This is a genomic window from Saprospiraceae bacterium (assembly GCA_016713025.1).
Classification (GTDB): domain Bacteria; phylum Bacteroidota; class Bacteroidia; order Chitinophagales; family Saprospiraceae; genus OLB9.
This window is the reverse complement of record JADJPZ010000004.1, coordinates 1,562,768-1,588,901: the sequence shown is the minus strand read 5'-3', so window position 1 is coordinate 1,588,901 and position 26,134 is coordinate 1,562,768. Positions and strand designations below refer to the sequence as shown.

Genomic DNA, 26,134 nt, shown 5'->3' with positions numbered 1-26,134 from the left:
CTAATATTTTATAAAAATGGCATTATTTAACATTATAGTGCAATTCATCAAAGACCGGAAACCATCACTTTTATAACTGACTGATCATTCCCTGCAGACAATTTTACAAAATACAATCCATCTTTTAAATTTTCAGTAGGCAATTTATAAACGTGAGCTCCGGAATTTTGATGGTCTAAGGTATTTACCGATAATGTTTTTCCCTGGATATCGATAATCGATATGATTATTTCTGCTTTTTGTTTTAAATTATACTCCATTTGCAGATCTCCTATACCTGGATTTGGATAAACTTTGAGATGACCATCCACGATTTGTTTATCTTCATTACCTGAGCTGAACTGCATGATCGTGCTCCAAAGGCCTCTTCCATAAGTGCCTGCCCACAATGTGTTGGCTGTGTAATTTATTTTAAGGTCATTGACAATGGTATTTGGGAGATTATTACTATACAAAATCCAATCATTGGATTTGTCCGTTTTTAGATAGACACCAAGGTCTGTTCCAACGAAAATGGCATCGTTTTCCTTATGCACGGCAATGGAGTTGGCTGGAATATTGGGTAAATTGAATGTGATATTGGACCATGTATTGCCACCATCGATCGATTGAAACACATGCTGACCGTTGGTATAATTGCCTTGGGTCATGTACATTTTTGACGGATCTTTTTCATGTATTTTTAGTGAAGTGATCACTCTTGGACTTGTATTGATCAATTGATTCCATGTTTGGCCGCCATCAGAAGACTTAAATATCACAAAGCTGGTAGATGCAAAAAATGTCATGGTATCTTGAGGGTGTGTTACAATATGCCGAAATTGAAGTCCTGATGGTAATGAGTCACAAAGTTTCACCCAAGTGCCACCATTATTATCCGTTTTGTAAAATCCTTTCATTCCTATGTAAATTCTTTTTGGATTATGAGGAGCCAGGATGTAAGGAGTAATCCACGCACCTTTTTCTTTTTCTGGGTGTGAACCTAAAATACTGCTTCTGGTAGCCCAATTATTTGATGTTCGTACCATACTGCCGGCATTTTGAGACATAGCATATTTTATATTTTCGTTTGCAGGATCGATATGGCATTGCATGCCGTCTCCTCCCCAAACATCAGTCCAACTACCTAACGAAAAGTTTTTTGATCCATTATCCTGAAGTCCAGCCATAACTGTCTTATTATTTTGTTCAGTAATGCCTATCCTGTATATCTGGCTGATGTTGAGTCCAGTGGAGATATCTTCCCAGTTATTTCCATTGTTGTCGGTGTAATTGAGACCTCCATCATTGCAATCATACAGTCGATTGGGGAGTAATGGATGGTAATAAAAATTATGTTTATCTGCATGAACTACCTGAACTCCTGAAGAATTTCCGACCCAATAAGTATTGATCTTCCATGTTTTACCACCATCAAGACTCTTCCATGTGTTTACACCTCCTACAAAGAGTTCCTGTGGATTTTTTGGATTGATAATAAAAGCGTTGTTATAACCACCCTGACCTTTGGTACTTACATTACTACCTGTGAAATAAGACCCATGAATATTTTGTTCAGCATTATCCACAGCATAAATTTTTTGAAATGACTCCGCTAAATCATTACTTTCATATATTCCTTCCAGCCCTCCATTGTCATTTCTTGTGCAGATGGCTATTACTTTGTCAGGATTTGCCGGATGTACGGCTATAGCTATTCGTCCAAGATTGGTCGAAATATTTGCTTTTGCCACCCAAGAAGTTCCTCCGTTGGTCGAGAGGTATATTTTGGAAGCTCCCGAAACCCAATTTGCTGAGTACATGATGGAGGAATTTGTTGGGTGATACTCTATATCCGGCCACCAGCTGGACGATGACTGTGTCCAGTTGGCACCACCATTAGTAGTTTTCCAGATACCATTGGTAGTAGCTATGAGCAGTGTATTTCGGTCAGTAGGATGCATCACCATCTTAAATATCCTGTGCTGAGTGGATAGGAGAGAAGTAAATCCTGTCGTATACCAGGCAGCACCGCCGTTGACAGATTTTAATACCCCTATGGTGAAAGTATTTCGTCCGTCTCCATCACCTGTAGCCCAGTAGATAATATCCGGGTTTGTTGGGTCAATGACAATAGATGACACACCCAAATTGGGCATATTGTCTGTCATTGGAATCCACGAGTCTCCATGATTGGTAGTCTTCCAAATACCTCCTGCAGGAGTTCCAACCCATAGGATATTAGGATTGGTAGGATGAAATGCCATACAATTTACCCTTCCTATATTCTGATAAGGTGCAGAATTGGATGGGGCACTTGGACCTGAAGGCAACCAATTAGATTGACTGTTTCTTGATCCCGAGTATTTATAATTTTTTAAGTAAGTTTCCCATGTTTTAAAATTGATATCAGCGGAAGGAAGGTGACCATCTTCGGCGAGTCGAGATTCATAGAAGTATTCAAATCTTTTGAATTGATTGTAACCTTCGCCTTTACCGGGAGGTTTGTCTTTCCAGTAATCGTTAAAATGAATGATCTGTTCTTCAAAATCCTCATGTTCGTCATTTCTTAACCATGATTGGCCTGAGGAAGAAAAAAATAAAGAAGTAGTGAAAAGTATAGTAAATATCCGAGCTTTCATAACGTAGAATTTGAAGCTATGCAAAAAAAAAGTCCGACGTTTTTTGGGGTCGGACTCAATCAACTAAACAGCACTTAAATGAGAAACATTATTTCCCTGATACAAAAGTAACGATAATAATGTGGATTTGCAATTCGAAATTCATATATTTTTTTGATAATTAACATATAAAGTACAATGATAATTTGTAATTAATTTATTAACAGATAATTAATGAAGTAACTACATGCTGCTCATTTTTTACTAAACCACGAAGTAACTCTATCAACAGGAATTTTTTCAACCATATTTCCATCCACACCTTTCATGTTCTCCGCTGCAAAAAGAGAATTGATAATGGCTTCTTCAGTAGCTTCAATGGTGGCAAGAAATAACGGGCTCATATCATTATTATTCAATACTGCAAAGGTATCCAAAGCCAGTTTTTTAGATTGGTGATCCTGTCGCAGCTTTTCGGCAGTACTGAATGCTATGACGTAGTCCCCTGAACCATTGGAGGCTATTCCGCCTGCTTTTGCAAGGCCCATCATGGCCCTTTGAGCCATTCTCTCCAGGTTTCTTTCCAGTAGAGGGGCATCAGTAGCCACAACAATCATGCACGATCCATCTGCATTTTTCAGATCATCCTGAAAACTGTATTTACCCAAAATTTTTCCAGCCGGCATTCCTGCTATCTGAAGGTTACCACCAAAATTTGTTTGAACCAATACACCGACCGTATAGCCACCTAAACTTTCCGGTAGTTTTCGGGATGCTGAACCGATTCCACCTTTCCAACCAAAACAAACGGTACCGGTTCCGGCACCTACATTTCCTTCTTCTATGGGACCCATTGTTGCATTCTTAATAGCCTGTATGACATCAGCAGATTTTATATGCATGCCTCTTATGTCATTGAGATAACTATCGTTGGTTTCTCCCACCACTGCATTGACTGATTTTACTTTTTCATTACCCGGAAGGCTCAAAGTGTATTGAATGATTCCCTCCATTCCCGCAGCAACGCTTAAGGTGTTGGTCAGAATAACGGGACTCTCCAGTGTTCCCAATTCCTTTATCTGTGTACTTCCGGCAAGCTTGCCAAAACCATTTCCCACGAATACGGCTGCGGGAACCTTGTTTTGAAATAAATTGCCGTCATGTGGTAGAATAGCCGTGATGCCTGTTCTGATATTTTCACCTTCTATTATTGTCACATGGCCTACTTTTACACCTGAGACATCAGTGATGGCATTGAGTTTTCCCATTGGTAATATGCCGAAAGGGATATTGTAGTCCCTGGCTCTTAATTTTTGACCCATTATCATATTTGTAAATAAAGAAAGGTAAAGAAAAATAATAATTCTGGACATATTGACATTCGTTTTTAAATCATGTATCTTGATCAATCTATTCCAAGTTCTTGTAGCAGCAGATTGCAGCCTCTCCATTCAGCGGCATCTATCCTACCTGTAATTTCAAAACTTCCATCGGCATATTTTATTCCCATATCTTCAGTCTCAATGAAAGCGCAACTATCAATATTTGCCAAATCCCGAATACAAATAATACCTGGTTTACCTAATTTTTCATCCACTAATGGATCGTTTAGTTGTTTTATGGTCAGATTCAGGTAAGGATTCGGTCTGAATTTTGTATTTTGAAAAGTATAAGCCTGTGACAGCAATTCTGTCATTCCATATTCAGAATACACATTTTCTGTTCCGAATTGTTGCGTAATGATAGAATGTAATGCTTCTTTGGTGATCTCTTTGCGAGTTCCTTTCATGCCTCCGGTTTCGATGATGATTAAATCATTAAAATGCATACGATGAGCACCTGCAAAATCAATCAGGGCATGTGATACACCTATCAGGACTGTGGGTATATTATTGGTTTTGCAATGAAGCAGTGACGTGTAAAGTCTGTCAAATTCTCTGAGGTAAAATCCACTTTGAGGGTATTTTGATTTGCTAATCAAGTATTCTGTCATACTGATTAAAGATGAGCCTGTTCGTTCTAAGTAGCCTGGTAAAAGGGCCAGAAAGCAATAATTTTCCACTTGATTAAAATGGATGTTCCATATTTTTTCAGTGTTGGACAGGTAGTGGCGGATATCTCTGACATGGTGGCATGAAGGTTGTGCAGATGTGGTTCCGCTACTGGTAAAAACCTGTTGAGCATCATATAAGCCTGTTTTCACTTCATGATATTTGAAAGCGGAAATAGGCAGATTGGGAATAGTATCAGGAGTTGCATTTTTTACATTAAAAAATCCTATATTTGTACAGAATTGCTCATAAATAGGATTATATTTGTGTTGGAATCTGAAAAGTTCTAAGATAAATTGTTGATATTCAATGTTGGACATGCAGGGAATGTGATTATATTGTTGGAATAAATATTCCCTGTATTGTTCAAATTCATAAATCATAGAGTTAGAAAACTTTTATGAAAACACAAAATAAACTCTTTTTTTTATAATTTACTACAAATGAGATATGCTGTCCTTATAATTATTGTAAGCTCAATAATCACATGTGTGAAACCGGCAGAGTATCCCGATATACCTTCACTTGAGTTTGTAGGATTTTCAAAAAACACTTTAAATCAGAGTGATATTGGCGGTGATACACTATTGATGACATTGAAATTTACTGACGGAGATGGTGATTTCGGAACTGAAGACAGAAAAACGGAACCGAATATTTTTGTAAAAGATCTTCGAACCAATCAAACTTTGAGACAATACAAGGCTCCTTTTATTCCTTTGGAAGGCACCAAAAACGGGGTTTCAGGAAAAATAAACATTGTCTTTTTGACGACCTGTTGTGTATTTCCTCCTGCTACAGGCATCACACCTTGCTCAAAGGTGCCTCAATACCCCAAAAATGATCTTTCTATGGAGATTTATATAAAAGACCGTGCGGGCAATAGCTCCAATATAGTAACCACACCTCCGATTACGTTAAATTGTAACTGATTTTAGGGTTTCAGTAATATGATAAGTATGTAAGTAGAATTTAAAGGGCTTTTCCGAAGGCTTTGATGAAAGCTTCAACAGTATTTTTATCATTTCCTGCTATCACTTTGCCATCAATGATCGCAGCCGGTCTTTTCAAAAACGTGTATTCTTTCAAAATCAGTTTTTTATAATCCAAATCTTTGACTGGTTTTTTAGAGTCAGGCATTTCTTTCAGTTTTTGAGCCCGTTTGTTGAAAAGAGCCTCATAACTCTTTGTCTGTTTTTTCATAAAATCCAGATCTTCCTTTGAAATATTTTGCTCCCTGAGGTTGATAAGTTCCACATTGTCCAGGTTCAGTTGAGACAATATTTTCCTGCAGGTATCGCATGTTGAAAGGTGATAAATCTTTTTTTGACTCATACAAGCTGCACAGGTTTTATATCAAATGGGTTCAGAGTTGTACCTTTTATCGATGCTTCAGCCCTTAAGGAAAATTCTGAATGCACTCCTCGCAGTTTTTTGGCAAGTTTTACCAGTCCTGATGTGATGAAATTATTGTCCTGCAGTTTGTCCATCTCTGATTTAGCATATGTAAAATCTAACTGAAATGGTATTTCCACAATGTCATTTTTTGAAATTCTTATGTTTTCTCTCATTACCAATTCTCCCATGACATATTCGTTGATGAGTTTGCTATTCCCCCGACCACGAGTATATTTTTCTACCATTTTCAAATGGATGCTTTCAATTTTATTATCGTCACTCAAAGAAGTAAATTTCATTATGCCAGTGACGATGCCTGTTTCTTTATTTACTTTCTCTGGTATGATGAGTTCGAGTTTGACACCTTCGATACCCAAAATTTTTTTAACTTTTCCAAACATCTGCGCATTTTTTTATGTACAAAACTATTAACAGCAGGCCATTACGGAAAGTTTCTGATAAACGACCAACGGCATCAGACTACAGATGATTTCAGGAATCTTATATGCCAACTTTGGTTTAAGGGTATTTGCCACCTCGATTCAAATTCGGCTTTGGATTTAACAAGGTTATTGAATACTATGGTATCTGCTTTAATTTTGCCCGAATTGAACAAATTATCCAGATCGTGTAAAGAAGCTGAGTAAACTTCAAAGGTGTCCGGATCTGGTATATATGAAAAATGCATCCTGTCCAATAATGAAATGCCATACTTTTGCTCCAGATATTCAATAAAATGAATAGACTTGTCTATAGAACAACCACCTGTAGCATTGTATCTTTCATCAACCATCATGACTATAAACCTGTTGTAAAATATATCTCCCGAAGTATGAAGCTGTACATTATGTGACGTCCACTCTTCCAGAAAACTTAGCAATTCTTTTCTTAACGCGGTTGACTGATCGTCAGAAAGCATTGTTGTGGATTGATAAATCCAAATTTTTGATTGGTCATCCAGCTGATGAATAGGAACTAACATAAACGGTCTTATTTGTGACAAAGATAATGGAAAATTGCATAAATAAAACAACAAAATTTTTACATGCTCTTATTTAATGAATGTCAATAATCGCTCTTTAACATCTCCCGGATTGAATTTTCTGAGGTCACCATCATTACATATGCTGAGGAATTTGAGATCTTTTTTGTGCGAATTCTTTTGATATAGTGTCCATTATTTAGATGTTCATAGTCTGCCAAAATATGTTTTTGGTCATTATCAACAATCTTAAGCAATACTTTGCCGGGCTTTGTAATGACATAATGTATATCAACAAAATCAGAATTTTCCTCGGGTATGACGGTAAGTGATTCTACGTCTTGTTTTATTTGCTGGCTTTGAGCGTTGGCTCTTGCTAAAATTTGTTGACCTCCGGTAGCACATGTATCTATTGATGCTATAAAAATTACATCGCCGATAGTCTCAAAACCGGGATTCAATATGACTGATTTACCACCGACTATACCCACGGTATCCTGTGGATTGATATGGCTGATAGATGTGACATGGTTTATGGCAGAGTAAACATTTGAATTTAAAGCAATATTTCCAAGATTCAGATTGGAGTTGTCACATTCGTTGGCCAAAAGACTCTGGCCTGCACAATTACAATTTCCATCATACGCATCATTGATGGTCAAGGAATTACTGTCATTGCACGGTGTTCCTGCTGTTGGGCAAAGTATGGCTTTAAAAGCTACTTTGCCTAAACCTTTGCAGGATGTGGTATCTCCATTGGATGAAATGAGGATATAGCGGGCATAAATTCCACTGAAATTTGGCCCCACAAACCCTCCGTATCCGGAATTGCCATTTGCCAATGGCCAGGTATAATTGCCCAAATGCTGCCAGCTTGTATTGTTTTCTGAGTAATCAATTCTTACGTTTTGAAAACCCTGCTGAGCCTGATTCATCACATTGTAATTCCATACCTGAGAGGTGAGTCTTTTGTGTCGTTGTCCCAGGTCATATTTTATCCAATGGTTTCGAGTCAGTGCAGGATTGGGGCTATTGGATGGTTGACAGGATAGCCAGTTATTCGCAGGCTGGTTATCAATCTGATCTGTCAACCCACATTTTTCATATGGTACATAACTCGCCAAAGGACTGTCACAGTCCGGTCCACTGCAGGGAATACCCACACATGTACAGTTGGAATTATAGATATCAGACTTGGTGAATGGATTGCCATCGTCGCATGGAGTGCCGGCTGGTATACAAGCTATATCACAACCGTAATCATAAAAGTAAAAGGAGGGAATACGTTTCCATGTGCCCGGAGCAGTAAACGGAGTCTGCCAGAATGCACCAAAATGCTCGCTCCCCGAGCCTTCTTTATGGTTTAATTCTACGTAATAAAATCTGCCGGCCTGGAGATAAATATTAGAAGTGGATTGATAAATAAACTTATTATGTTCTGTCGGATTGGTCCAATCGCTGACAAGTACCTGATGCGCCTGTTTGTTTTCAGGGGAGTGATCAGAACTGATGAATAGAATGGTCATATCATCACCGGTTACATTAAATTTGTAATTGCCCGAGACAGGAACACTAAGATACCCCTGAACTAAGTCTCCTGAATTATTAATCTGAGATTCTGATTTGACTCCTAACAAAGGCAATTGAGCACTTGTGGTTGGGATGGCAGGAAAGTTAGGATTAAGATACAAATCATTGATCGTACTTCCGGAGCTATTGTCATATCTGTAGCGCTGTATGGTATTTCTTGCTCCGACGCAGTTATTGGCTGTATTTGGCTTTCCTACACAGTTACAATGGCCATCTGAGAGGTCGTCAATAGTATTGGGATTGCTGTCATTGCAAGGTGTGCCTCTGACCGGACATGGTGCAGATTTACAACCTATGTCGTGAATATATGCCGCAGATATAATATTCCACGTACTATTGGAAACAAAACTGTTTTTCCAGAAAACTTTACAATGATCTCCTCCTGTACTTTCTACATATCTGATTTCAAAATAGTAATATTGGCCCTGCACTAACCATAGTTTTTGAGATGTTTGGGAAACAAATTTGGTGTGTTCAAATTCATTTGTCCAATCATTGGCAAATGCTCTCAAAACCATTTGAGACGGCAGTTGAGAAGGACTCAAGTAAAATTCAGCTTTTGAATTTCCCGTAATATTGAAGGTTATGCTATCAGAAACAGGCACTTTGATGAATCCTCAAATTTTTGCTCCAAAATTATTGTCGTAATTGATAGGTGCATTGAGACTATATAAAGTTTGTGTCAGGTCCGGTCTTGAAGGAAAAAACTCGAGTGCCATCAATTCTGAAAACTGATCTGAGTAAAGTCCGCGCCAGACTTCCCATTGGACTTTACCGGGCTCTCCTACACATATCTGTGCCGGCAAGATATTCCTGATTAAGATTAAAACCGATATTAAGATGATATTTTTCATTATGTTTCTCTAGGTGATTGGATTACGAAAACATACCTATTGGCATATAATTTCCAGGCACTGAAGCGGGACAGGTTGGAGTATAAAAATTACACAAATTCGGCAAAACATAATTCAGATCATTAGGTGATACACCATACCATAGTGCAAGTTCAGCATAAAATTCATCCACGGACGTAGTTGGCAATATTCTGCCTCGGGAAGATAGATTATAGTTATTGTTGTTCAAAGCCAGAGAAGGGTAGGTGCCAAAAACTTTTCCACCTGTAATCGGCCCACCCATGATCATCTGATTTCCTCCCCAGGCGTGGTCAGATCCATTTCCATTGGAAGTTAATGTCCTTGCGAAATCCGATATGGTAAAGGTTACAACTTTATCTTTCATACCTATTTCTGTCATGGCATCATTAAACTCAGCCATAGCATTACTCAAGACAGGTAACATTGCAGCCTGACTTCCCAAAACATTGTCATGGTGATCCCAGCCACCATAAGTGATATAGAAGATTTGTCTTTTGGCTCCTAAAAAACTTTTGACACTGATGATTTCAGCTATTTTTTTCATATCCTGTGCCAAGGATGACGCAGAAAAAGCAGAGTTTAAAGGCACCACATTTTCAAGTGCTATTCTGAATTTATCTACAGCATCTATAGTAGATTTACCCAAACTACCGAATGTTTTCTGAAATATGTTGGTATACGCCTGTTCCATCATGTTACTGATGGCTCCGTTTCTGGTCATAGTTTTATATCCTGCATCGCTCCACCATGAAGGAAATGATGTAAATCCAATATTAGAAGCCGTTGTAGATCTTGTGATAGAGTATTCATTATAGGTATTTCCTGATTGAAAACGGTTTTTTCCACTCAAGGAAATGTTCATTGAAATTTGTGGAATGGTATTCATATCCTGGAGCATATCTGCTATCCTTCCAGCAACGCCAACTGCAGAGCGGCTTTGAGGAACAGATGTTTGCCATTGCATGATCTGGTCAGAATGTGAATAGAGACCAAGTGGTATTTTTTTTAAACCTGAATTGTACTCTGTGGCGTTGGCAATCGGTTCTATCAAAGTACCGATATTGGCCATAAATGAAAGGTCTCCTGCATTAAACATGTCTCTGACTCTGTTCATGCCCGCATGCACCGCATAAGTCTTTCCGGCATTGTTGAAATTAAGTGGTAATAACTGAGCTGGATTTGCACTTAAACTCAAAGCCAGAGATCCTCTTGTTGCAACGTAATTGCTATATTCAGTAGTCTGTGTGGGTACTAGCACATTATGCGTATCACAACCTCCGGCAAGAAGAATACAGACCATGGCTTTATAATCATTGGAGTCATCCAGAATATGCGGTCGCGCTGCAAGTGTATTGATAGCACCCAAATTCAGGACAGACGATAAAAAAGCCATTGAACCTACGGCTGAACAACTGGCTTCTCCGAGAAACTGTCTTCTGTTAATATTTCTTTTCTTCATATTTTAGCGATTGATAAGGTATTCAGGACAAGTCATGACGAGATATATTGCTAGTTTTATCCTGTCTGTTTTTTCTGTGGTGGAAACTGAAGGAAATTCTTTGATGACTTTGGTGATAGTATTTAGACTCGGAGCAGAGATTCTTCCATGGGCAAGTACCATATTTAATCTGTCCAATAAAATATGTAACTTATCGTCTGTAGTATTTATAATTTCGCCGGATAGGTCTATACTCGATATTTCATCCGCATAGTGAGCATCAACTTCATTCGTGAAAAGATCGTATTCATCAGCTAAATCATTGTCAAACAGCCATCTGTACAAGCCATTGACAAACCCTGCAATGGTCTGTGCATCAGTAATCTGAAATTCAGGTGCTACAAGTCCTGCTTCTTCCACCGGTCCGATGGGTTGATAATCCTGTTGAAAAAAATTAAAAACACTTGGAGATGCCAATGGCCGCTGACCCGTGTACTGGTAAATATAATTCATATCATTTCGATAGTTACCACTCTGAGTGGAGGCATTAAAAGCCTTATGTATCTGAACATACCTTATAAAAGGTTCTCTTAACATTCCGAATTGGATGTCGTCTCCTTTGCTGCAGTCTGTGGCTTCTGAATCAAGCAGTATCGCTTTAATCACTGCTGCCATATCTCCTCTGACACCTTGGCCGTTATTTTTGAAAACATTGGCTACTCTGTTGATATATTGACGACTTGGATTGGATGACACTAATCTTTGAATCAAAAATCTTGACACAAAGGGCGGAGTATTCTGATGATTAAACAAATTGTCCAAAGCATCTTTGATATCTGCATTTCCATTGACTGGATTTCTGTTCGGTACTACAAATCCATTTAAAAGGGTTTTTGGCCTGGTTCATGCCACGTATCCCACATCGCCATATTCGGGATATATGATGTGTCATTTTGAGCACTTCTGTTCCATTGTGTCCTGTCTGCCCAGGTCAACCCGGTAAATATTTTTGAAAATTCGATAATATCTTCATTGTCATACGTTGGCACCGGCAGATTGTTTGCGTCTTTGATGACACTGCCATCATTATTGAGCATCACAGTACCGATGGTGAACAGCTGCATGACTTCCCTTGCGTAGTTTTCATCAGGAAATTGATTGGCAGCGGGGTTGGCTTTTGGATTGTTGAGATATGTCAGATAAGTACCCATAGCCGGACTGTAAGTTATGGAAGTGAGCAAATCTCTGTAATTGCCAAAGGCTCCGTGAAGTAGCTTGTCATAAAATAATCCCATGGCATACGCATTATTTGAAAAAGCGGAGTTTTCTGAAATCACGAGCATCTCACTCAATGCCAGTGCAACTCTCTGTCTCAGAGCATCATTCGATGTCATCAAATATTGCCACCAGGCATAATCCCAAAGGCGGTTTGAGGCTCCTGCCGTTGGACTATTTGTTGAGTCCATCACCATTTTGTGTAAAGACCTGATCTTGCTTTCGAGGGTGAAAGCTCTTGGCAAAGTGATTTGATTTGAAAACCAGTCTTCGATCCCCATGGAAATCACTTGCTGGATATTTTGTTGGTTGTGCCCCAAAGTAGCATGAGATAAGAATCGGGATGCCGCATTTTCATTTGGAAGGAATCCTGTCTGGGATATAGTATTGTTTTCAGATCCAGATATAGAACTGCTGCTCGATGTTACTGCTATACCTGAACCACCATATCCAAGTATCAGTGTATCCGGTTGGCCGAAAAGAGGCGCACAGACTATTACAAGCATGGCAATCCATAAATATAATATCCTTGAAACCATTTTTTACTTATTTGAAGTAGATTGAGCAATTTTAAGTTTGGTTATCTCTTCCTGCAGTGATTTGTTCTCTTTGTCAAGTTTGATCGCATGTTGCCACAACCATTCTATCTGTTCGAGCAATTTTGCATCCATTGACTTCAGTTCATATCCATCTTTGACCAGTGTTTTTGCTGATGGCATGTCATATAGGTGACTTTGATTTGCGATGGTTTCGGAAACCTGTTCAATTGTGGGACATTTTTCAAAAGCATGATCTGACCATTCTGCAGTACTTTTCAGAGATACTTTGACCTTTTCGGTCAAAACACCATTTTGAACATACAAACTATAATTTCCCGGAGTTGACATTTGCGATGTATCACCTATTACAACCTTTCCTGTAGATTTCAGTAAAAGCATATTTTGAGTATGTGCATAAGTGATTGAAAACAAAATTAAAAGGGCTGATGCTAATGGCTTCATATTATGATATTTTTAATGTGACAAAGGTATTGATATATTAAACTTTATTTATAAGTGAATTCATCCATTTTTAAAAGGTAAATTTTAAGGGTAAATACGGTGTTTTAATGTATGCAATGATGTTTATCAAAAATAATTTACTCTCTATACAGTATGTTGAGAAATATTTTTGAGTTGAATTGGTTTTTAAAGGGACATTGTTTACTAAGTATTTTATTTGGAAATTTTGAAATGTCTGATTCATTGATTTAGTATTTTATCTTTGTTGTATTTTATAATTTTGAGTCCACTCCGAAAAGTATTTAATAATTGATTCACAAATATAGTATAAAAAAGAACATATGTTTTAAATTTGTGATATCAAAATAACTTTAATCCGGATGCTAAAAAAATCATCAAAGCACCTACAGTTGGATATGTTTTCAAGCCCTGTTTCATTATTTAGTGGCAAGGTACAAACAGTGTATGAAAATCCTGATGCCTGGCATAATCTATTTCGCAAAGAAGTGATTATGCGCATAGACGAGGAGTTGTTCAGTCCTTTATATAGTGATAGTCAAGGCAGACCAAATGCATCCATACGAGTAATGATAGGGATGATGATATTGAAGGAAGCAGATGGTTTGAGTGATGAGAAGATATTTGAAAACTGTAGATTCAACTTGTTATATCGAAGTGCATTAGGGTTATTAAATTTAAGCGACACCATACCTACAGAATCCACTTACTATCTATTTCGGCACAATGTAGCAGCTTATGACAAGGAAAACGGAAAAAATCTATTTGCAGAAGTATTTGCCCAGACGACAAAGGATCAATGTATTGAATTTGGAGTAAGCGGCAAGAAAATAAGAATGGACAGTAAGTTATTGGGAAGTAATATAGCATGGTTGAGCCGTTACGAATTGATACATAAAACGTTAGAGCTTTATTACAAGGAAATAAAAGACAATGCTCACTTAGAAGCTACACTTAAAGAGAAGCTGGAAGACGCACTAAAAATGCAAGGAGACAAAGTAGTGTACACCCATACGAGCCAGGAAGTTAAGAGTAAATTAAAAGAGTTAGGTACCCTGATATCGAAAGTATTAGAGCTAACCGAAGGCTCACAAACAGACAGTTACAAAACATTACAAAGAGTATTCACCGAACAGTACGAGATCACCGAAGATAAAATGATAGTAGCCAAAGAAAAAGAATCCATATCGGCGCAGTCTGTACAATCGCCACACGATACCGACAGTACCTACCGTAGCAAAGGAGGTAACGATGGACAAAAAAAACAAGAAGTAAAAGGCTACAGTGTGAATGTAACGGAGACATGCGATGATGAAAATCTAAATTTAATTACGAATGTCAATGTTAAAGTAGTAAGTACTCCTGACACTGACTTCTTAAAAGAAGATACCGAAAAACACAGGAAATCATATCAGATAAGATAGAATCAGTGTATGCAGATGGTGCCTACCATAGTCCCGAAAATCAAAACTATTGTAAAGACAACGATATAGACTTAAACCTACAAGCAATACAAGGAGCCAAAGGAAGATACGAGTTGGAAATGACGGAAGACCAAACATTGCAAGTAAAAGATACACAAACTGGTGAAGAAGTAGAAAGTATAAAAGTAATCAGTAAAGATGGTACTGAAAAATGGCGAATAAAGACAGGCGAATCATACAGATATATCACGCAAAAAGAAATAGATACCTACCAGATCAGGAAGAAAATAGAATCTACACCAAAAGAAGAAATACAGAGAAGAAACAATGTTGAAGCCACCATATTTCAGGTAAGTTATCACTACCCCAATGCAAAGAGTAGGTATAGGGGATTAAGCAAACATCAAATGTGGGCCAACATGAGATGTTTATGGGTGAACTTTGTCCGAATCGTAAATTTTGTGACAGAAAATGGCCAAAACTTGCCAAATATTGCCCTAAATTTCATCAAAACAATTGTGATGGTCTATACGAGGCGTCAGATTATAAAAACCTTATTTCAAGATGTCAATTTTTTATCCCGTCAGCCCAAGAGTACTATTTTATGCGATTTTTAAAAATAGAGCTTTTCGGAGCGGACTCAATTTTATAACTTTTATCAAGTGTTGTATTACAAGGTTAAAGGAAGTGGAAAGCCGGTAGTTTTGGTACACGGTTTTATGGAAAATCATAAAATGTGGGATTTTCTTCCCTTGGATGAATCAGAATATCAATCCATTTTAGTCGATTTGCCGGGTCATGGCTTGTCGGATAGTGAGTTTGTCCTTCACTCTATGGAATTCATGGCAGATGAAATCATGGAAGTTTTAAATAAAACGGGCATTGCTGAGACATTTTTCGTTGCCCATTCTATGGGTGGTTACGTGATCCTTGCATTGATGCAACGATATCCTGATGTTGTCAAAGGACTGACTTTGTTTTTTTCATCTTCGTTTGCGGATACAGATGATAAAAAAATGCAGAGATTACGTGCAGTAGAGTCGGCTCAAAATGATCTTGATGCTTTTATTAATGCAGGAGTACCTAATCTGTTCAACGCCAATCTGATTCAAGATCTCAAAGACGAAATATTTATAGCAAAATCCTGGGCAAAAGAAGCCACTTTACAAGGGATTACTGCTGCTATTTTAGGTATGCGCGAACGACCTGACAGAACAGACATTTTATTAAATACGACTATTCCCGTCCAGGTCATCTGCGGCACCTTTGATTCAGCAGTAAATACTGAATTGTTACGCAAAACCTTGAGCGGATACCCTCATATTTCTTTTAAAGAATTACCTATAGGGCACATGGGGCATCTTGAAGCGCCTGAGTCCTGTGAAAATTTGATTTTGCAATTTTTGCAGAAAAAATATTGCTCGTAGGTGCTTTAAAAAATGACTACCCTATATAAATGTTTCAAGACAATACTAAATTTTAAAAAGTAGTTTTACTCAAGTAGATCATAAAGAAAATATGACATTAAATCCAAACACCAGGTATCTGAAATACCTGCCAGAGATTTTTTTATTCTCAGGAATATTGGTTGTCATTATAATGGATTTAATAAATACATCCTGTGTTAATTATGGGATGATCGTCTGTGGACTGTTACTCTCTATTCTTGTAGTGTGGAAGAACAAATACTTAGCATTATGCGTAGGTTTAATCCTTGGGTTGGGTAGTTTTTACATGTTGTTTGCCCTATTGTCAGAATTTCATGAATTTCCGGCCGAAGATAAAAATGGAACACAATTACTATTTATTGGAGTCATGATGTTTTTAACTTTATTAGCTGTTTCTGTTATTTTACCTGTGAAGTACTTTGAAAAGAAGTAAAACGAAGGGGTCTATGCCCCAAAAATATATGAAAAACTATTTATTAATAAAAAGATGATCTAAATCATCTTTTGGTAACATAGGTTACATCCTTTCACCTTTTGTTGATCTTATCTTTGCACCATCAAAATATTCAAAACATGTTATTTCAACACATTTATGACAAAAGTTTGGCTCAAGCCAGTTATTTGATAGGTTGCCAGAAGGCTGGTGTAGCTGCGGTTATTGACCCAAAAAGAGATGTGGATACCTATATTGATATCGCAAATCAAAACAATATGAAGATCACTCATATATTTGAAACGCATATTCATGCTGATTTTCTATCCGGATCGCGCGAATTGGCTGCACTTACGGGTGCAGATATGTATCTTTCAGATGAGGGTGGACCTGACTGGCAATATCAGTTTGCACATCAGGGTCTTAAGGATGGAGACAAGATCAAAATGGGAAATCTCGTGTTTGAAATCATCCACACTCCGGGGCATACACCAGAGAGTATCAGTATCATGCTTACAGATACGCCAGCCAGCAAAGAGCCAGTGATGCTGTTTACGGGAGACTTTGTTTTCGTAGGTGACATAGGCAGACCTGATTTGCTTGAAAAAGCAGCAGGTATTAAAGGTACGCAGGAATCAGGTGCTCTACAGATGTATGAATCCATTAAAAAATTTGATGCATTGCCTGACTATATTCAAGTATGGCCTGGGCATGGTGCGGGATCCGCATGTGGTAAAGCTTTGGGAGCAGTGCCGAGTACCACTGTAGGTTATGAAAAAATCAGAAACTGGGCACTTCAATATAAAGAAAATAAGGGCGGTTTTGTAGATTACTTGTTGGCTGATCAGCCGGAACCACCTAAGTATTTTGCCATGATGAAAAAACTCAATAAGGTTGACAGACCATTATTGACCTATGTACCCAAATTAAAGGAGTTGTCTTCAACAGCTTTGAAAGATGCTATGGACAAAGGAATCAAATTGATAGATGCAAGAAATAAAGCTGATTTTGCAGCTGGTTTTATTCCTGGAAGTATCAATATCCAGGGAAATAATTCTTTTGCTACCTGGGCAGGCTGGTTTTTGACCTACGATGAGCCTTTTATTTTGGTTGCTGATCCTTCTCAATTGGATGATCTCACAAGAAAGCTTATGAGAATTGGTTTGGACAACATTATGGGTTACATACCTTCAGTATCTGTATATCAAGGAGCATTACAGACTGCCAATATGATTGGATATGACGACTTTAAGACCAAACTTAATGATGATAATACACAAATCATCGATCTTAGAGGTGTAGCCGAGTATAATGCCGGACATGTAAAAGGTGCCGATAATATATTTGTTGGAACCATCCTTCAGAATACCGACAAAATCAGTAAGGACAAAGATGTGGTCATTCATTGCCAGGGAGGAGACAGATCATCCATTGCATATTCTATATTGGTCAAAGAAGGTTTTACAAATGTGACCAATTACTCACCAGGTATGAATGAATGGGTAGCCAAAGGAGAAGAAGTGATTTCCTAGTTTTCATAAAAATATCCTATGTTCTCTAAATTTAAAAATCTTTTTAATGCTTCTGATGATAAGGTAGTCGAAAAAGAAGCCCTTATCCTGGACGTACGAAGCAAAAGTGAATTTGCTTCGGGTCACCTGGAGGAGCCATCAATATTCCTTTGGAATTGGTGGAAATGAAAGCTGACACCTTACGCACTTACCCGCAGATTGTAGTGTACTGCAGGAGCGGTAACAGAAGCGCCCACGCAAAAAAAATCCTGTCAGATTATGGCATTAATAATGTCATTGATGGAGGTTCCTTAGCTCAGGCTCAGGAATTGATGAAGGCATCGGGTGTCCATAATGACAACATCATTAAAGAATCTCTTCCGGAAATGTCGTTGCAAATTTCAGGACTAAAAGACGAAAATGTGCTTAAAATCCTGATTCCTACCGACTTTTCAGTACAAGCTGATTATTCTTACCTCATGGCAAGGAAGTTGGAAGAGCATTTGTCGGTGGATGTACATTTTCTGCATGTGATGGATGTACCCGATACAGTCACCATGAGCGAAACAGGACAAGTGGAGACATGTGGTGAGATAGATGTCAACTACATTAAAGATCAGAAAAGAATTGCAGAGGCCAAACTTCAGCAACTTAAGGATCAGTATGGTCATCATATCACAGTCCATTTTCGGTTGGGAAAAATTACAGATACTATTCTGCAGTTTGCTGAGGGTCAGCATTTTGATCTGATTGTGATGGGTACAAAAGGGTCTTGGGGTATAAAGGAGAAAGTTTCATCATCTCAGGCTCAAATGATCGCCAGAAGATCAGAAATTCCGTTACTTTCATTAATGTGTGATCGTTCTGACCTGGTAATTAAAGATGTACTTTTTGTTCATGATTTTATGGATAATGATGATACGAAAATGCCCCTTATGCATAAGTTTTCGAAGTATTTTAACGCAACCTACCATCAACTTTATATTCATAATGATGCTTCAAAATTGGATAAGTCCGTTTTGTTTGACAACATGGACAAATACGCCGCATCTCATCAGATAGGCAAACATCAAAATCACATCATAGAGTCCGCTGATGTAGAATCAGGAGTAAAGGAATTTTTGAAAATTCAAGATGCTGACATTGTATTTATAGGCACACACGGACAAGGAGGTTTTTTCCATAAAAGTGCTGCTGAAACACTCATCAAACACCTTTTTAAACCTATTATTTCTTTCCATCTCAAAACAAATTAGAATAAATTATGGGTGAATTTATAACGCAGAGTTGGTCATGGTGGTTTTCCGGATTGGTCATTTCTGGGATCATGTTTGTACTTTTATTTTTTGGTCAATCTTTTGGCTTTTCGGCCAATCTCAGGACGATATGTGCGGCTGCAGGTGCAGGTAAAAAGGTGAGTTTTTTGAATTTTAATTGGAAAAATCAAATGTGGAATCTGGTGTTTCTCACAGGTGCGATTATTGGTGGATTTATTTCAGGTACTTTACTTAAAAAAGATGCTCCGATCCAACTATCTGAGGCTACCAAAACTGATCTGCAGGAATTGGGATTTAGTGCTCCTGCAGATATACAGCCGGCAGAGCTGTTCAGTATGGATGCAGTTTTGTCTATAAAGGGATTTTTAATCCTTGCTCTCGGAGGACTTATGGTCGGATTTGGTAGCAGGTATGCCGGTGGCTGCACTTCAGGTCATGCTATCAGCGGATTATCTGACTTGCAACTTCCTTCTTTAATTGCAGTTATAGGGTTTTTTATGGGCGGACTTTTGATGACCCATCTATTATTTCCCATCATATTTTAAACCATAAATAAATGAAATTAATAAAATTCTTAATAGCTGGTATTGTTTTCGGAATCGTGATGGCAAAATCTGAAGCTATTTCATGGTATAGGATACAGGAAATGTTCCGATTTCAGGCATTCCATATGTATGGTATCATAGGCGTGGCAGTAGTCACAGGAGTGATAGGAGTGTGGGCAATCAAAAAATATAAAATCAGGGATTATCACGGCAATCCGATAGTGTTTTACCCCAAAGACAAGTCTATAACCCGATATTTGATTGGTGGGACTGTCTTTGGTATGGGCTGGGCACTGAGCGGTGCATGCCCCGGACCTATGGTAGTCAACATAGGATATGGATTTTTTGCTATGGGCATAGTTTTCCTTTTTGCCATTTTGGGCACTTACTTATATGGGGTACTTAAAAATTACCTGCCGCATTGATCCTGAATAACTTTAGTAATTTGTAATTAAAATTAAATAATTCTTAATAAATAAAAATATGTTCAATTTTTTAAAATCATTATTCAGTCCGGGTCCTTCAGTAGATTTATCAGAAGTGATCGCCAGAAAACCGTTTTTAGTAGATGTTCGCACACCGGGTGAGTTTGCGTCAGGACATCCTAAAGGATCAGTCAACATTCCACTGGACAAAGTAGCTGCCAATCTTTCAAAATTTAAAGGGAAAAAAGACATTGTTGTTTTTTGTCGTAGCGGAAACCGAAGCAGTCAAGCGAAATCAATTCTCGAAAGTAGTGGTGTCAGTAATGTAACAGATGCAGGTCCTTGGCAAAATGTAGCAGGATATACGGGATAGGAACACTACAATGTTTTTAAGAAATATAATGGATGCAATAAAATGGTGATTGGTGAATCATATTCAATAAAATAGCAAATCAGTATTATTTTCTATTAATTTTGCTGCCGACATCGTTTTTTCTCATTAAAAATCAAAATATCATGTTTTTATCTATTACACAACCTTGGCCATGGTACATTGCAGGGCCTTTGATAGGTCTGACTGTGCCGGCATTGCTCATACTTGGCAATAAAAATTTTGGTATCTCATCTTCATTGCGTCATATCTGCGCTGCTTGTATCCCGGCTGGAATTGACTATTTTAAATATGACTGGAAGAAGGAGATTTGGAATCTTATTTTTGTTCTGGGGATAATTATTGGTGGGCTTTTAGCTGCTAAATACTTAGATAGTGGTGAGCAAATAGTTATTCATGAAAATCTGAAGCAAGAATTGGCAGGATACGGCATTACAGATTATTCTAATGCATTGATCCCTTCTGATGTGGTCAACTGGGACGGAATATTAGCCATAAAAGGATTGCTGATGATAGTGTTAGGTGGATTTTTTGTAGGATTCGGAACACGGTATGCCGGAGGATGTACCAGTGGGCATTCCATCATGGGGATATCAGCGATGAGTTGGGTTTCGCTTTTGGCAACCGTTTGTTTTATGCTCGGTGGTTTCTTTGCTGCCAATGTATTACTTCCATTAATTCTATCACTTTAAAACACTTCCATCATGAATACGTCACAAAAAGAAGATCTTCAAAAACGCGAACTGGATGCCATGTGCGTCAATGAGAGCCAACTGACCCACCCATGGTATTACAATATAAAATATCTTATCATAGGCATTCTGTTTGGAATTGTTTTTGTCAAAGCGGAGATTGTTTCCTGGTTCAGAATACAAGAGATGTTTCGCTTTCAGTCTTTCCACATGTATGGCATCATAGGGAGTGCAATAGCCGTTGGGGCTTTATCAGTCTGGTTGATTCGAAAATTCAAAATCAAAACGATCTATGGAGAAGACATAGTCATAGTAACCAAACCATTCAATAAAGGTATCATCATTGGTGGATTGATGTTTGGCATCGGATGGGCCATTACCGGCGCATGTCCGGGACCATTGTTTGCTCAGGTGGGTACAGGAGCATCGGTTGTTTTAATCACTGTATTGAGTGCTATTGCAGGTACTTGGATTTATGGTTTGTTGAGAGATAAACTGCCACATTGATCAACCAATAAAAATCTGATACTTTACAATGAAACCTGAAAATTTAAAAACAACAGAAAGTACATTTCTTCATATTCAGTCTTTGGTGTACTTTGTTATCATTGCGGTGATTGCTGTGGTATTTTTTATTTTTCAGGTTTTTAATGATTCAGGTGACATCTTACCGCTGCCAAAATTTTCTGCGATGGTTATAGACTCATCTCTGATGGCTAAAAATGATAAATATACCAAGGATTCAAATAAATATTGGACAGCTCCTGAGTTGGAATCATTAAAAGGGTCAGCATTGGAAAGTCAGATTCTCTATGGTAAGGACTTGATCGCCAATACCGCAAAATACCTTGGACCAAAAGGTTCAGTGGCACAGATTTCTAATGGTATGAATTGCCAGAATTGTCATCTCGATGCTGGTACAAAAGCATTTGGTAACAATTACGGATCAGTGGCTTCAACTTTTCCGAAGTTTAGAGCCAGAAGTGGAACTGAAGAGAATATTTACAAACGTGTCAATGATTGTTTTGAAAGGAGTCTCAATGGACAACCACTTGACACTATGAGTTCGGAAATGCAAGCGATCAAAGCGTACATGTTGTTTTTAGGACAAGATGTAGAGAAAGGTGTTGTAGTCAAGGGGTCAGGTTTGAAAGATCTTCCGTTTTTGGACAGATCAGCTGATCCTGTAAAAGGCAAAACTATTTATGATGTAAAATGTGCATCCTGCCACTTGGCTGATGGACAAGGTATTATGGCGACTGACGGTATTGTCTATACCTATCCTCCGCTATGGGGGAGGCACTCTTACAATGATGCAGCAGGTCTTTACAGGTTATCCAATTTTGCTAAATATATCAAGTACAATATGCCTCTGGGAGCATCTCATGCATCACCTCAACTTTCTGATGAAGAGGCCTGAGATCTTGCAGCATTCATAAATAGTCAACCACGTCCTCATAAAGATACACCTGAAGATTGGCCGAATATCAGCAAAAAACCTATTGATCATCCTTTTGGACCTTATAGCGATGGTTTTGACGAAAAACAACATAAATACGGACCTTTTAAACCAATTGCGGAAGCAAGGAACGTGTCAAAATGACATTCAACTTAACAACCGAGCAATCGAACAACAGAGCAAACGAACAAACGAGCAACCGAACAAACGAGCAACCGAACAAACGAGCAACCGAACAAACGAGCAACCGAACAAACGAGCAACCGAACTCTTGAACAATCGAAGTGAAGTCTAGAAATAGTCGGGATCAGTACTTTTGCAATATAACAATTTAGTAAGTAAACAAATCAACAAGTTACAATGAGCCACAATCGAAGATCATTTTTAAAAACTGTTGGAGCTGTGAGCGCCGGTGTTGGATTCATCAGCCCACAGACATTGCATCAATCAAGTGAAATGGTTGAAGATATAGATGGCAAGTCCACGGAATTTAAACTGACCATCCTGCAGACTACTGATGTGCATTGTCAGATTCATCCTCATGATGAGTTGTTCTGGGAAAACGGAAAAGCGGTTTTCAGGAAAACGGGTGGATATGCCCATTTTGCTACTTATCTGAAGAAACAAAGGAAAGCAAATAAACATATATTTCTGATGGATACAGGAGATATGTTTCAAGGCAGTGAACTTTCTGTAAAAACAACAGGTAAAGCAATATCTCCTATTCTCAATGCTTTAAAATATGATCTCTACCTGCCGGGAAATTGGGAAGTCATCTATGGTAAAAAGGAGATGCAACGTTTGTTGGGAGGATTGCATGGGCCCAAAGTATGTGCCAATATGTATCATGATCTGGGGGAAGGAAAGCGTGGTGATCATATTTTTCCTCCATATTATACCTGGACAGTGAATGGAATAAAAATAGGTTTTTTGGGTTATACAGATCATCTCGTACCAATCAGACAATCACCCAATTACAGTAAAGGTATCCTGTACACCAAACCGGAAGAAAATGTGGCACAATACATAGATGTACTGCGCTATCAGGAACAGTGTGATTTTGTAATCATTGTAGCACATATGGGGCTCTCTCAGCAGATTCATTTGTCCAATCTTGAGCTTTGCAAAGGAGTTGACTATATATTTGGTGGAGATACACACGAAAGGGTGCGCAAACCTATTCATGGAAAATATGCTCAGGTCGTCGAGCCTGGTGCTTTTGGTTCATTTTGCGGCAGATTGGAACTGACTGTAAAAGATGGTAAAATTGTAAAAGATGCATATTTCCTGGATGAAATTACGGTTGATAAATACAAAGAAGATAAGGAAATTAATGGATTGATCAAAAATCTGGAGAGTCCATATTGGGAAGACATCAACCGAATTGTAGGTTACAGTTCAGTACCATTGTATCGTTACTTTGTTATCGAAAATACCATTGACACCATGATACTGGATGCACTCAGATGGAAATTGCCAGATATTGACATAGTCCTTTCCAATGGATTTAGATTTTGTCCGCCAAGATCCACACCGGATGCTACGGGCAACATTCCGATCACCAATGGCTTCATTTATGATATGCTTCCTGTTGATAGTTATATCCGTGTAGGTAAAGTCACAGGCAAACAACTTAAAGAATGGCTCGAAAAGGAGTTAAACAATGTTTTTGCAAAAGACGCTGGCAAACGATTTGGAGGTTGGGTCACCAAGTTTAATGGCATGATTGTCAAATTTTATGCTTTTAAGGAAGAAGGACAAAGAGGAGAGTCTGTGACCATTGCCGGAAAATTTTTAGAACCGGATAAGGTTTATAGTATTGCAGCTTGTGAGCGAGATGGTGATCCGGCAGATATGATTTGCAGAATCAGAAATGTTATGGAGCCGAAAAATCTGCCCTATACATTGCACGAAAATATGAGAGAATATCTGAAAAAAGCATCTCCTGTAAAACCATTTCCAAAACATAATGCTGTAGTATTGGATGCACCTGAGACATTGTTGTCACAGGTTTATGGTGTAGATTATCAGTTTCACTAAGTTTATTTTATGCTATTTAATCAGTTTTAGATCAATCATTTATCACTAAATTTGCATATATTTGCAGATAAATCCAGAGATATGGGACTTCCAGAGCAGCAATACATAACGCAAGAACAATATCTTGAAAGTGAACGACTTGCCTTAGATAAACATGAATTTTATCTGGGTGAAATCTTTGCTATGAGCGGAGCATCTTTTCGGCACAATCAGATATTCAAGAATACATATGGTACACTTTACAATAAATTAAAAGGTAAATCATGTCAGCCATATGGTAGTGATTTGAGAATTCATATACCCAAAAATACGCTTTATACGTATCCTGATATATCTATCATATGTGGTAAGCCTGAGATGACCGACTCTGCCAATGACACAATAACCAATCCATCTGTGATCATAGAGATACTTAGTAAAAGTACTTACGATTATGACAAAGGTCAAAAATTTACACTTTATAGAGACATTGAAAGCTTGAGAGAGTACATACTGATAGATTCTATGTCTGTTAGAGTGGAGTATTACTGTAAAAATGGAGATGGTAGTTGGACTTTAAAAGATTACAGGAGTATCGAAGACAAATTTACCATTGAAACAATTGCTGAAGAGTTACTTCTATCAGATGTTTATACTGATGTATTTGAAAATGAATGACTATAGGAATAATACCTTTTAAACACCCCAAAACCATATTTTAAGATCAAATAAAAATAATATATGAAACATTTAATTCTAATTTTTCTTTCATTTTTGATGACTGCAGGAAGTTTATCAGCTCAATCCAAAGGCAAAGCAGAATCCAAAAAAGCAAAAACGCATAAAATAATTTTCCAGATGGTATCAAAAGATACGGCCGATCATAATGCTATGGTACGGCAGTTAAATAATTTGCAAAGATTGGCTCCGGGTACCAAGCTGGAAGTGGTTTGTCATGGCCCTGGTATGAGCTTTATTCATAAAGATAAATCTTTGGTACTCACAGACCTGAAAGATTTGGCGGAAAAATATAAGGTCGATTTTGTCGGTTGTGAGTTCACAATGCAACAAAAAAATATCAAACGCGAACAACTCCTCGGCGAATGCAGGACAGTACCAGGCGGTATTCTTGAAATAGTGCAAAAGCAGGAAAAGGGATGGAGCTATATAAAAGCAGGTTATTGATTTTTCACCAAAGCTTAAATACAATATTCAAATTAATGTCGTTTAGTTAAGACCTCTTTATGAGGTCTTTCCCTTGTAAAGGAAAGATTTAGATAGG

Annotated in this window: 27 protein-coding genes and 2 pseudogenes; 17 read left to right on the top strand and 12 right to left on the bottom strand. The window is 38.0% G+C overall.

Annotation, left to right across the window (positions count from 1 at the left end):
• Positions 1 to 47: 47 nt before the first annotated feature.
• The 3 genes from IPK35_13090 to IPK35_13080 all read right to left on the bottom strand — a co-directional run bounded on the left by IPK35_13090 (position 48) and on the right by IPK35_13080 (position 4,971).
• Positions 48 to 2,621: a T9SS type A sorting domain-containing protein gene (locus tag IPK35_13090; protein MBK8054170.1), complete on the bottom strand. Its 2,574-nt coding sequence runs from the start codon at positions 2,619 to 2,621 to the stop codon at positions 48 to 50.
• A 233-nt stretch (positions 2,622 to 2,854) separates the two neighbouring features.
• Positions 2,855 to 3,973, bottom strand: coding sequence for a P1 family peptidase (locus tag IPK35_13085; protein ID MBK8054169.1), 1,119 nt, complete (start codon positions 3,971 to 3,973; stop codon positions 2,855 to 2,857).
• Positions 3,974 to 4,005: 32 nt separating this feature from the next.
• Positions 4,006 to 4,971: an acyl transferase gene (locus IPK35_13080; GenBank protein MBK8054168.1), complete on the bottom strand. Its 966-nt coding sequence runs from the start codon at positions 4,969 to 4,971 to the stop codon at positions 4,006 to 4,008.
• Between the two features lie 171 nt (positions 4,972 to 5,142).
• On the opposite strand from IPK35_13080, the gene IPK35_13075 reads away from it, so the two are divergent.
• On the top strand, positions 5,143 to 5,583 hold the full coding sequence (locus IPK35_13075; GenBank protein MBK8054167.1) for a hypothetical protein: 441 nt from the start codon (positions 5,143 to 5,145) through the stop codon (positions 5,581 to 5,583).
• A 40-nt stretch (positions 5,584 to 5,623) separates the two neighbouring features.
• On the opposite strand, the gene IPK35_13070 is transcribed toward IPK35_13075, so the two are convergent.
• The 9 genes and pseudogenes from IPK35_13070 to IPK35_13030 all read right to left on the bottom strand — a co-directional run bounded on the left by IPK35_13070 (position 5,624) and on the right by IPK35_13030 (position 13,210).
• A complete protein-coding gene (locus tag IPK35_13070) occupies positions 5,624 to 5,986 on the bottom strand; it encodes an arsenate reductase (protein ID MBK8054166.1) in 363 nt (120 codons plus the stop codon).
• The gene (locus IPK35_13065) at positions 5,983 to 6,450 is read right to left on the bottom strand and encodes a sporulation protein (GenBank protein ID MBK8054165.1); all 468 of its coding nucleotides are present in this window, start codon (positions 6,448 to 6,450) and stop codon (positions 5,983 to 5,985) included. Before IPK35_13065 ends, IPK35_13070 begins: the two co-directional genes overlap by 4 nt.
• Before the next feature lie 74 nt (positions 6,451 to 6,524).
• The gene (locus tag IPK35_13060) at positions 6,525 to 7,031 is read right to left on the bottom strand and encodes an ABC transporter ATPase (GenBank protein MBK8054164.1); all 507 of its coding nucleotides are present in this window, start codon (positions 7,029 to 7,031) and stop codon (positions 6,525 to 6,527) included.
• Between the two features lie 83 nt (positions 7,032 to 7,114).
• A complete protein-coding gene (locus IPK35_13055) occupies positions 7,115 to 9,226 on the bottom strand; it encodes a hypothetical protein (GenBank protein ID MBK8054163.1) in 2,112 nt (703 codons plus the stop codon).
• A 12-nt stretch (positions 9,227 to 9,238) separates the two neighbouring features.
• On the bottom strand, positions 9,239 to 9,475 hold the full coding sequence (locus IPK35_13050; protein ID MBK8054162.1) for a hypothetical protein: 237 nt from the start codon (positions 9,473 to 9,475) through the stop codon (positions 9,239 to 9,241).
• Between the two features lie 22 nt (positions 9,476 to 9,497).
• Positions 9,498 to 10,955 (bottom strand): DUF1501 domain-containing protein, encoded by a 1,458-nt coding sequence (locus tag IPK35_13045; GenBank protein ID MBK8054161.1) that lies wholly within the window; start codon positions 10,953 to 10,955, stop codon positions 9,498 to 9,500.
• Positions 10,956 to 10,958: 3 nt separating this feature from the next.
• Positions 10,959 to 11,831: pseudogene (locus IPK35_13040) on the bottom strand (DUF1800 family protein).
• On the bottom strand, positions 11,816 to 12,748 hold the full coding sequence (locus IPK35_13035; protein ID MBK8054160.1) for a DUF1800 family protein: 933 nt from the start codon (positions 12,746 to 12,748) through the stop codon (positions 11,816 to 11,818). Before IPK35_13035 ends, IPK35_13040 begins: the two are co-directional and overlap by 16 nt.
• Before the next feature lie 3 nt (positions 12,749 to 12,751).
• Complete coding sequence (locus IPK35_13030) at positions 12,752 to 13,210, bottom strand: hypothetical protein (protein ID MBK8054159.1); 459 nt, start codon at positions 13,208 to 13,210, stop codon at positions 12,752 to 12,754.
• Between the two features lie 380 nt (positions 13,211 to 13,590).
• On the opposite strand from IPK35_13030, the gene IPK35_13025 reads away from it, so the two are divergent.
• From IPK35_13025 to IPK35_12950, 16 genes and pseudogenes are all read left to right on the top strand, one after another.
• A complete protein-coding gene (locus tag IPK35_13025; GenBank protein MBK8054158.1) occupies positions 13,591 to 14,652 on the top strand; it encodes a transposase in 1,062 nt (353 codons plus the stop codon).
• Between the two features lie 5 nt (positions 14,653 to 14,657).
• Positions 14,658 to 15,269, top strand: coding sequence for a transposase (locus IPK35_13020; protein MBK8054157.1), 612 nt, complete (start codon positions 14,658 to 14,660; stop codon positions 15,267 to 15,269).
• Between the two features lie 45 nt (positions 15,270 to 15,314).
• Positions 15,315 to 16,079 (top strand): alpha/beta hydrolase, encoded by a 765-nt coding sequence (locus IPK35_13015; GenBank protein MBK8054156.1) that lies wholly within the window; start codon positions 15,315 to 15,317, stop codon positions 16,077 to 16,079.
• Positions 16,080 to 16,170: 91 nt separating this feature from the next.
• The gene (locus tag IPK35_13010) at positions 16,171 to 16,533 is read left to right on the top strand and encodes a hypothetical protein (GenBank protein ID MBK8054155.1); all 363 of its coding nucleotides are present in this window, start codon (positions 16,171 to 16,173) and stop codon (positions 16,531 to 16,533) included.
• Between the two features lie 140 nt (positions 16,534 to 16,673).
• A complete protein-coding gene (locus tag IPK35_13005) occupies positions 16,674 to 18,065 on the top strand; it encodes an MBL fold metallo-hydrolase (GenBank protein ID MBK8054154.1) in 1,392 nt (463 codons plus the stop codon).
• Positions 18,066 to 18,083: 18 nt separating this feature from the next.
• Positions 18,084 to 18,233 (top strand): hypothetical protein, encoded by a 150-nt coding sequence (locus IPK35_13000; GenBank protein MBK8054153.1) that lies wholly within the window; start codon positions 18,084 to 18,086, stop codon positions 18,231 to 18,233.
• Entirely contained in the window at positions 18,230 to 19,300 is a 1,071-nt protein-coding gene (locus tag IPK35_12995) for a universal stress protein (GenBank protein MBK8054152.1), read from the top strand. Before IPK35_13000 ends, IPK35_12995 begins: the two co-directional genes overlap by 4 nt.
• Positions 19,301 to 19,371: 71 nt before the next feature.
• Complete coding sequence (locus tag IPK35_12990; protein ID MBK8054151.1) at positions 19,372 to 19,866, top strand: YeeE/YedE family protein; 495 nt, start codon at positions 19,372 to 19,374, stop codon at positions 19,864 to 19,866.
• Between the two features lie 11 nt (positions 19,867 to 19,877).
• Positions 19,878 to 20,291, top strand: a complete 414-nt coding sequence (locus IPK35_12985) for a YeeE/YedE family protein (protein MBK8054150.1) — start codon at positions 19,878 to 19,880, stop codon at positions 20,289 to 20,291.
• 58 nt (positions 20,292 to 20,349) lie between these two features.
• Entirely contained in the window at positions 20,350 to 20,664 is a 315-nt protein-coding gene (locus IPK35_12980) for a rhodanese-like domain-containing protein (GenBank protein ID MBK8054149.1), read from the top strand.
• A 143-nt stretch (positions 20,665 to 20,807) separates the two neighbouring features.
• Positions 20,808 to 21,374, top strand: a complete 567-nt coding sequence (locus tag IPK35_12975) for a YeeE/YedE family protein (GenBank protein ID MBK8054148.1) — start codon at positions 20,808 to 20,810, stop codon at positions 21,372 to 21,374.
• Between the two features lie 12 nt (positions 21,375 to 21,386).
• A complete protein-coding gene (locus IPK35_12970) occupies positions 21,387 to 21,881 on the top strand; it encodes a YeeE/YedE family protein (GenBank protein ID MBK8054147.1) in 495 nt (164 codons plus the stop codon).
• 28 nt (positions 21,882 to 21,909) lie between these two features.
• Positions 21,910 to 22,977: pseudogene (locus IPK35_12965) on the top strand (c-type cytochrome).
• Between the two features lie 216 nt (positions 22,978 to 23,193).
• Positions 23,194 to 24,873, top strand: a complete 1,680-nt coding sequence (locus IPK35_12960) for a 5'-nucleotidase C-terminal domain-containing protein (protein ID MBK8054146.1) — start codon at positions 23,194 to 23,196, stop codon at positions 24,871 to 24,873.
• A gap of 81 nt (positions 24,874 to 24,954) precedes the next feature.
• The gene (locus tag IPK35_12955; GenBank protein MBK8054145.1) at positions 24,955 to 25,530 is read left to right on the top strand and encodes a Uma2 family endonuclease; all 576 of its coding nucleotides are present in this window, start codon (positions 24,955 to 24,957) and stop codon (positions 25,528 to 25,530) included.
• Between the two features lie 63 nt (positions 25,531 to 25,593).
• Positions 25,594 to 26,037 carry a DsrE family protein gene (locus IPK35_12950; GenBank protein MBK8054144.1) on the top strand — a complete coding sequence of 148 codons (444 nt, stop codon included), beginning with the start codon at positions 25,594 to 25,596 and terminating at the stop codon, positions 26,035 to 26,037.
• Positions 26,038 to 26,134 lie beyond the last annotated feature (97 nt).

Bases quoted from the DNA above. Each gene is read 5' to 3' on its own strand.
- IPK35_13090 (MBK8054170.1), bottom strand. From the start codon at position 2,621: ATGAAAGCTCGGATATTTACTATACTTTTCACTACTTCTTTATTTTTT.
- IPK35_13085 (MBK8054169.1), bottom strand. From the start codon at position 3,973: ATGTCCAGAATTATTATTTTTCTTTACCTTTCTTTATTTACAAATATG.
- IPK35_13080 (MBK8054168.1), bottom strand. From the start codon at position 4,971: ATGTCCAACATTGAATATCAACAATTTATCTTAGAACTTTTCAGATTC.
- IPK35_13070 (MBK8054166.1), bottom strand. From the start codon at position 5,986: ATGAGTCAAAAAAAGATTTATCACCTTTCAACATGCGATACCTGCAGG.
- IPK35_13065 (MBK8054165.1), bottom strand. From the start codon at position 6,450: ATGTTTGGAAAAGTTAAAAAAATTTTGGGTATCGAAGGTGTCAAACTC.
- IPK35_13060 (MBK8054164.1), bottom strand. From the start codon at position 7,031: ATGTTAGTTCCTATTCATCAGCTGGATGACCAATCAAAAATTTGGATT.
- IPK35_13050 (MBK8054162.1), bottom strand. From the start codon at position 9,475: ATGAAAAATATCATCTTAATATCGGTTTTAATCTTAATCAGGAATATC.
- IPK35_13045 (MBK8054161.1), bottom strand. From the start codon at position 10,955: ATGAAGAAAAGAAATATTAACAGAAGACAGTTTCTCGGAGAAGCCAGT.
- IPK35_13035 (MBK8054160.1), bottom strand. From the start codon at position 12,748: ATGGTTTCAAGGATATTATATTTATGGATTGCCATGCTTGTAATAGTC.
- IPK35_13030 (MBK8054159.1), bottom strand. From the start codon at position 13,210: ATGAAGCCATTAGCATCAGCCCTTTTAATTTTGTTTTCAATCACTTAT.
- IPK35_13025 (MBK8054158.1), top strand. From the start codon at position 13,591: ATGCTAAAAAAATCATCAAAGCACCTACAGTTGGATATGTTTTCAAGC.
- IPK35_13010 (MBK8054155.1), top strand. From the start codon at position 16,171: ATGACATTAAATCCAAACACCAGGTATCTGAAATACCTGCCAGAGATT.
- IPK35_13005 (MBK8054154.1), top strand. From the start codon at position 16,674: ATGTTATTTCAACACATTTATGACAAAAGTTTGGCTCAAGCCAGTTAT.
- IPK35_13000 (MBK8054153.1), top strand. From the start codon at position 18,084: ATGTTCTCTAAATTTAAAAATCTTTTTAATGCTTCTGATGATAAGGTA.
- IPK35_12995 (MBK8054152.1), top strand. From the start codon at position 18,230: ATGAAAGCTGACACCTTACGCACTTACCCGCAGATTGTAGTGTACTGC.
- IPK35_12990 (MBK8054151.1), top strand. From the start codon at position 19,372: ATGTTTGTACTTTTATTTTTTGGTCAATCTTTTGGCTTTTCGGCCAAT.
- IPK35_12985 (MBK8054150.1), top strand. From the start codon at position 19,878: ATGAAATTAATAAAATTCTTAATAGCTGGTATTGTTTTCGGAATCGTG.
- IPK35_12980 (MBK8054149.1), top strand. From the start codon at position 20,350: ATGTTCAATTTTTTAAAATCATTATTCAGTCCGGGTCCTTCAGTAGAT.
- IPK35_12975 (MBK8054148.1), top strand. From the start codon at position 20,808: ATGTTTTTATCTATTACACAACCTTGGCCATGGTACATTGCAGGGCCT.
- IPK35_12970 (MBK8054147.1), top strand. From the start codon at position 21,387: ATGAATACGTCACAAAAAGAAGATCTTCAAAAACGCGAACTGGATGCC.
- IPK35_12960 (MBK8054146.1), top strand. From the start codon at position 23,194: ATGAGCCACAATCGAAGATCATTTTTAAAAACTGTTGGAGCTGTGAGC.
- IPK35_12955 (MBK8054145.1), top strand. From the start codon at position 24,955: ATGGGACTTCCAGAGCAGCAATACATAACGCAAGAACAATATCTTGAA.
- IPK35_12950 (MBK8054144.1), top strand. From the start codon at position 25,594: ATGAAACATTTAATTCTAATTTTTCTTTCATTTTTGATGACTGCAGGA.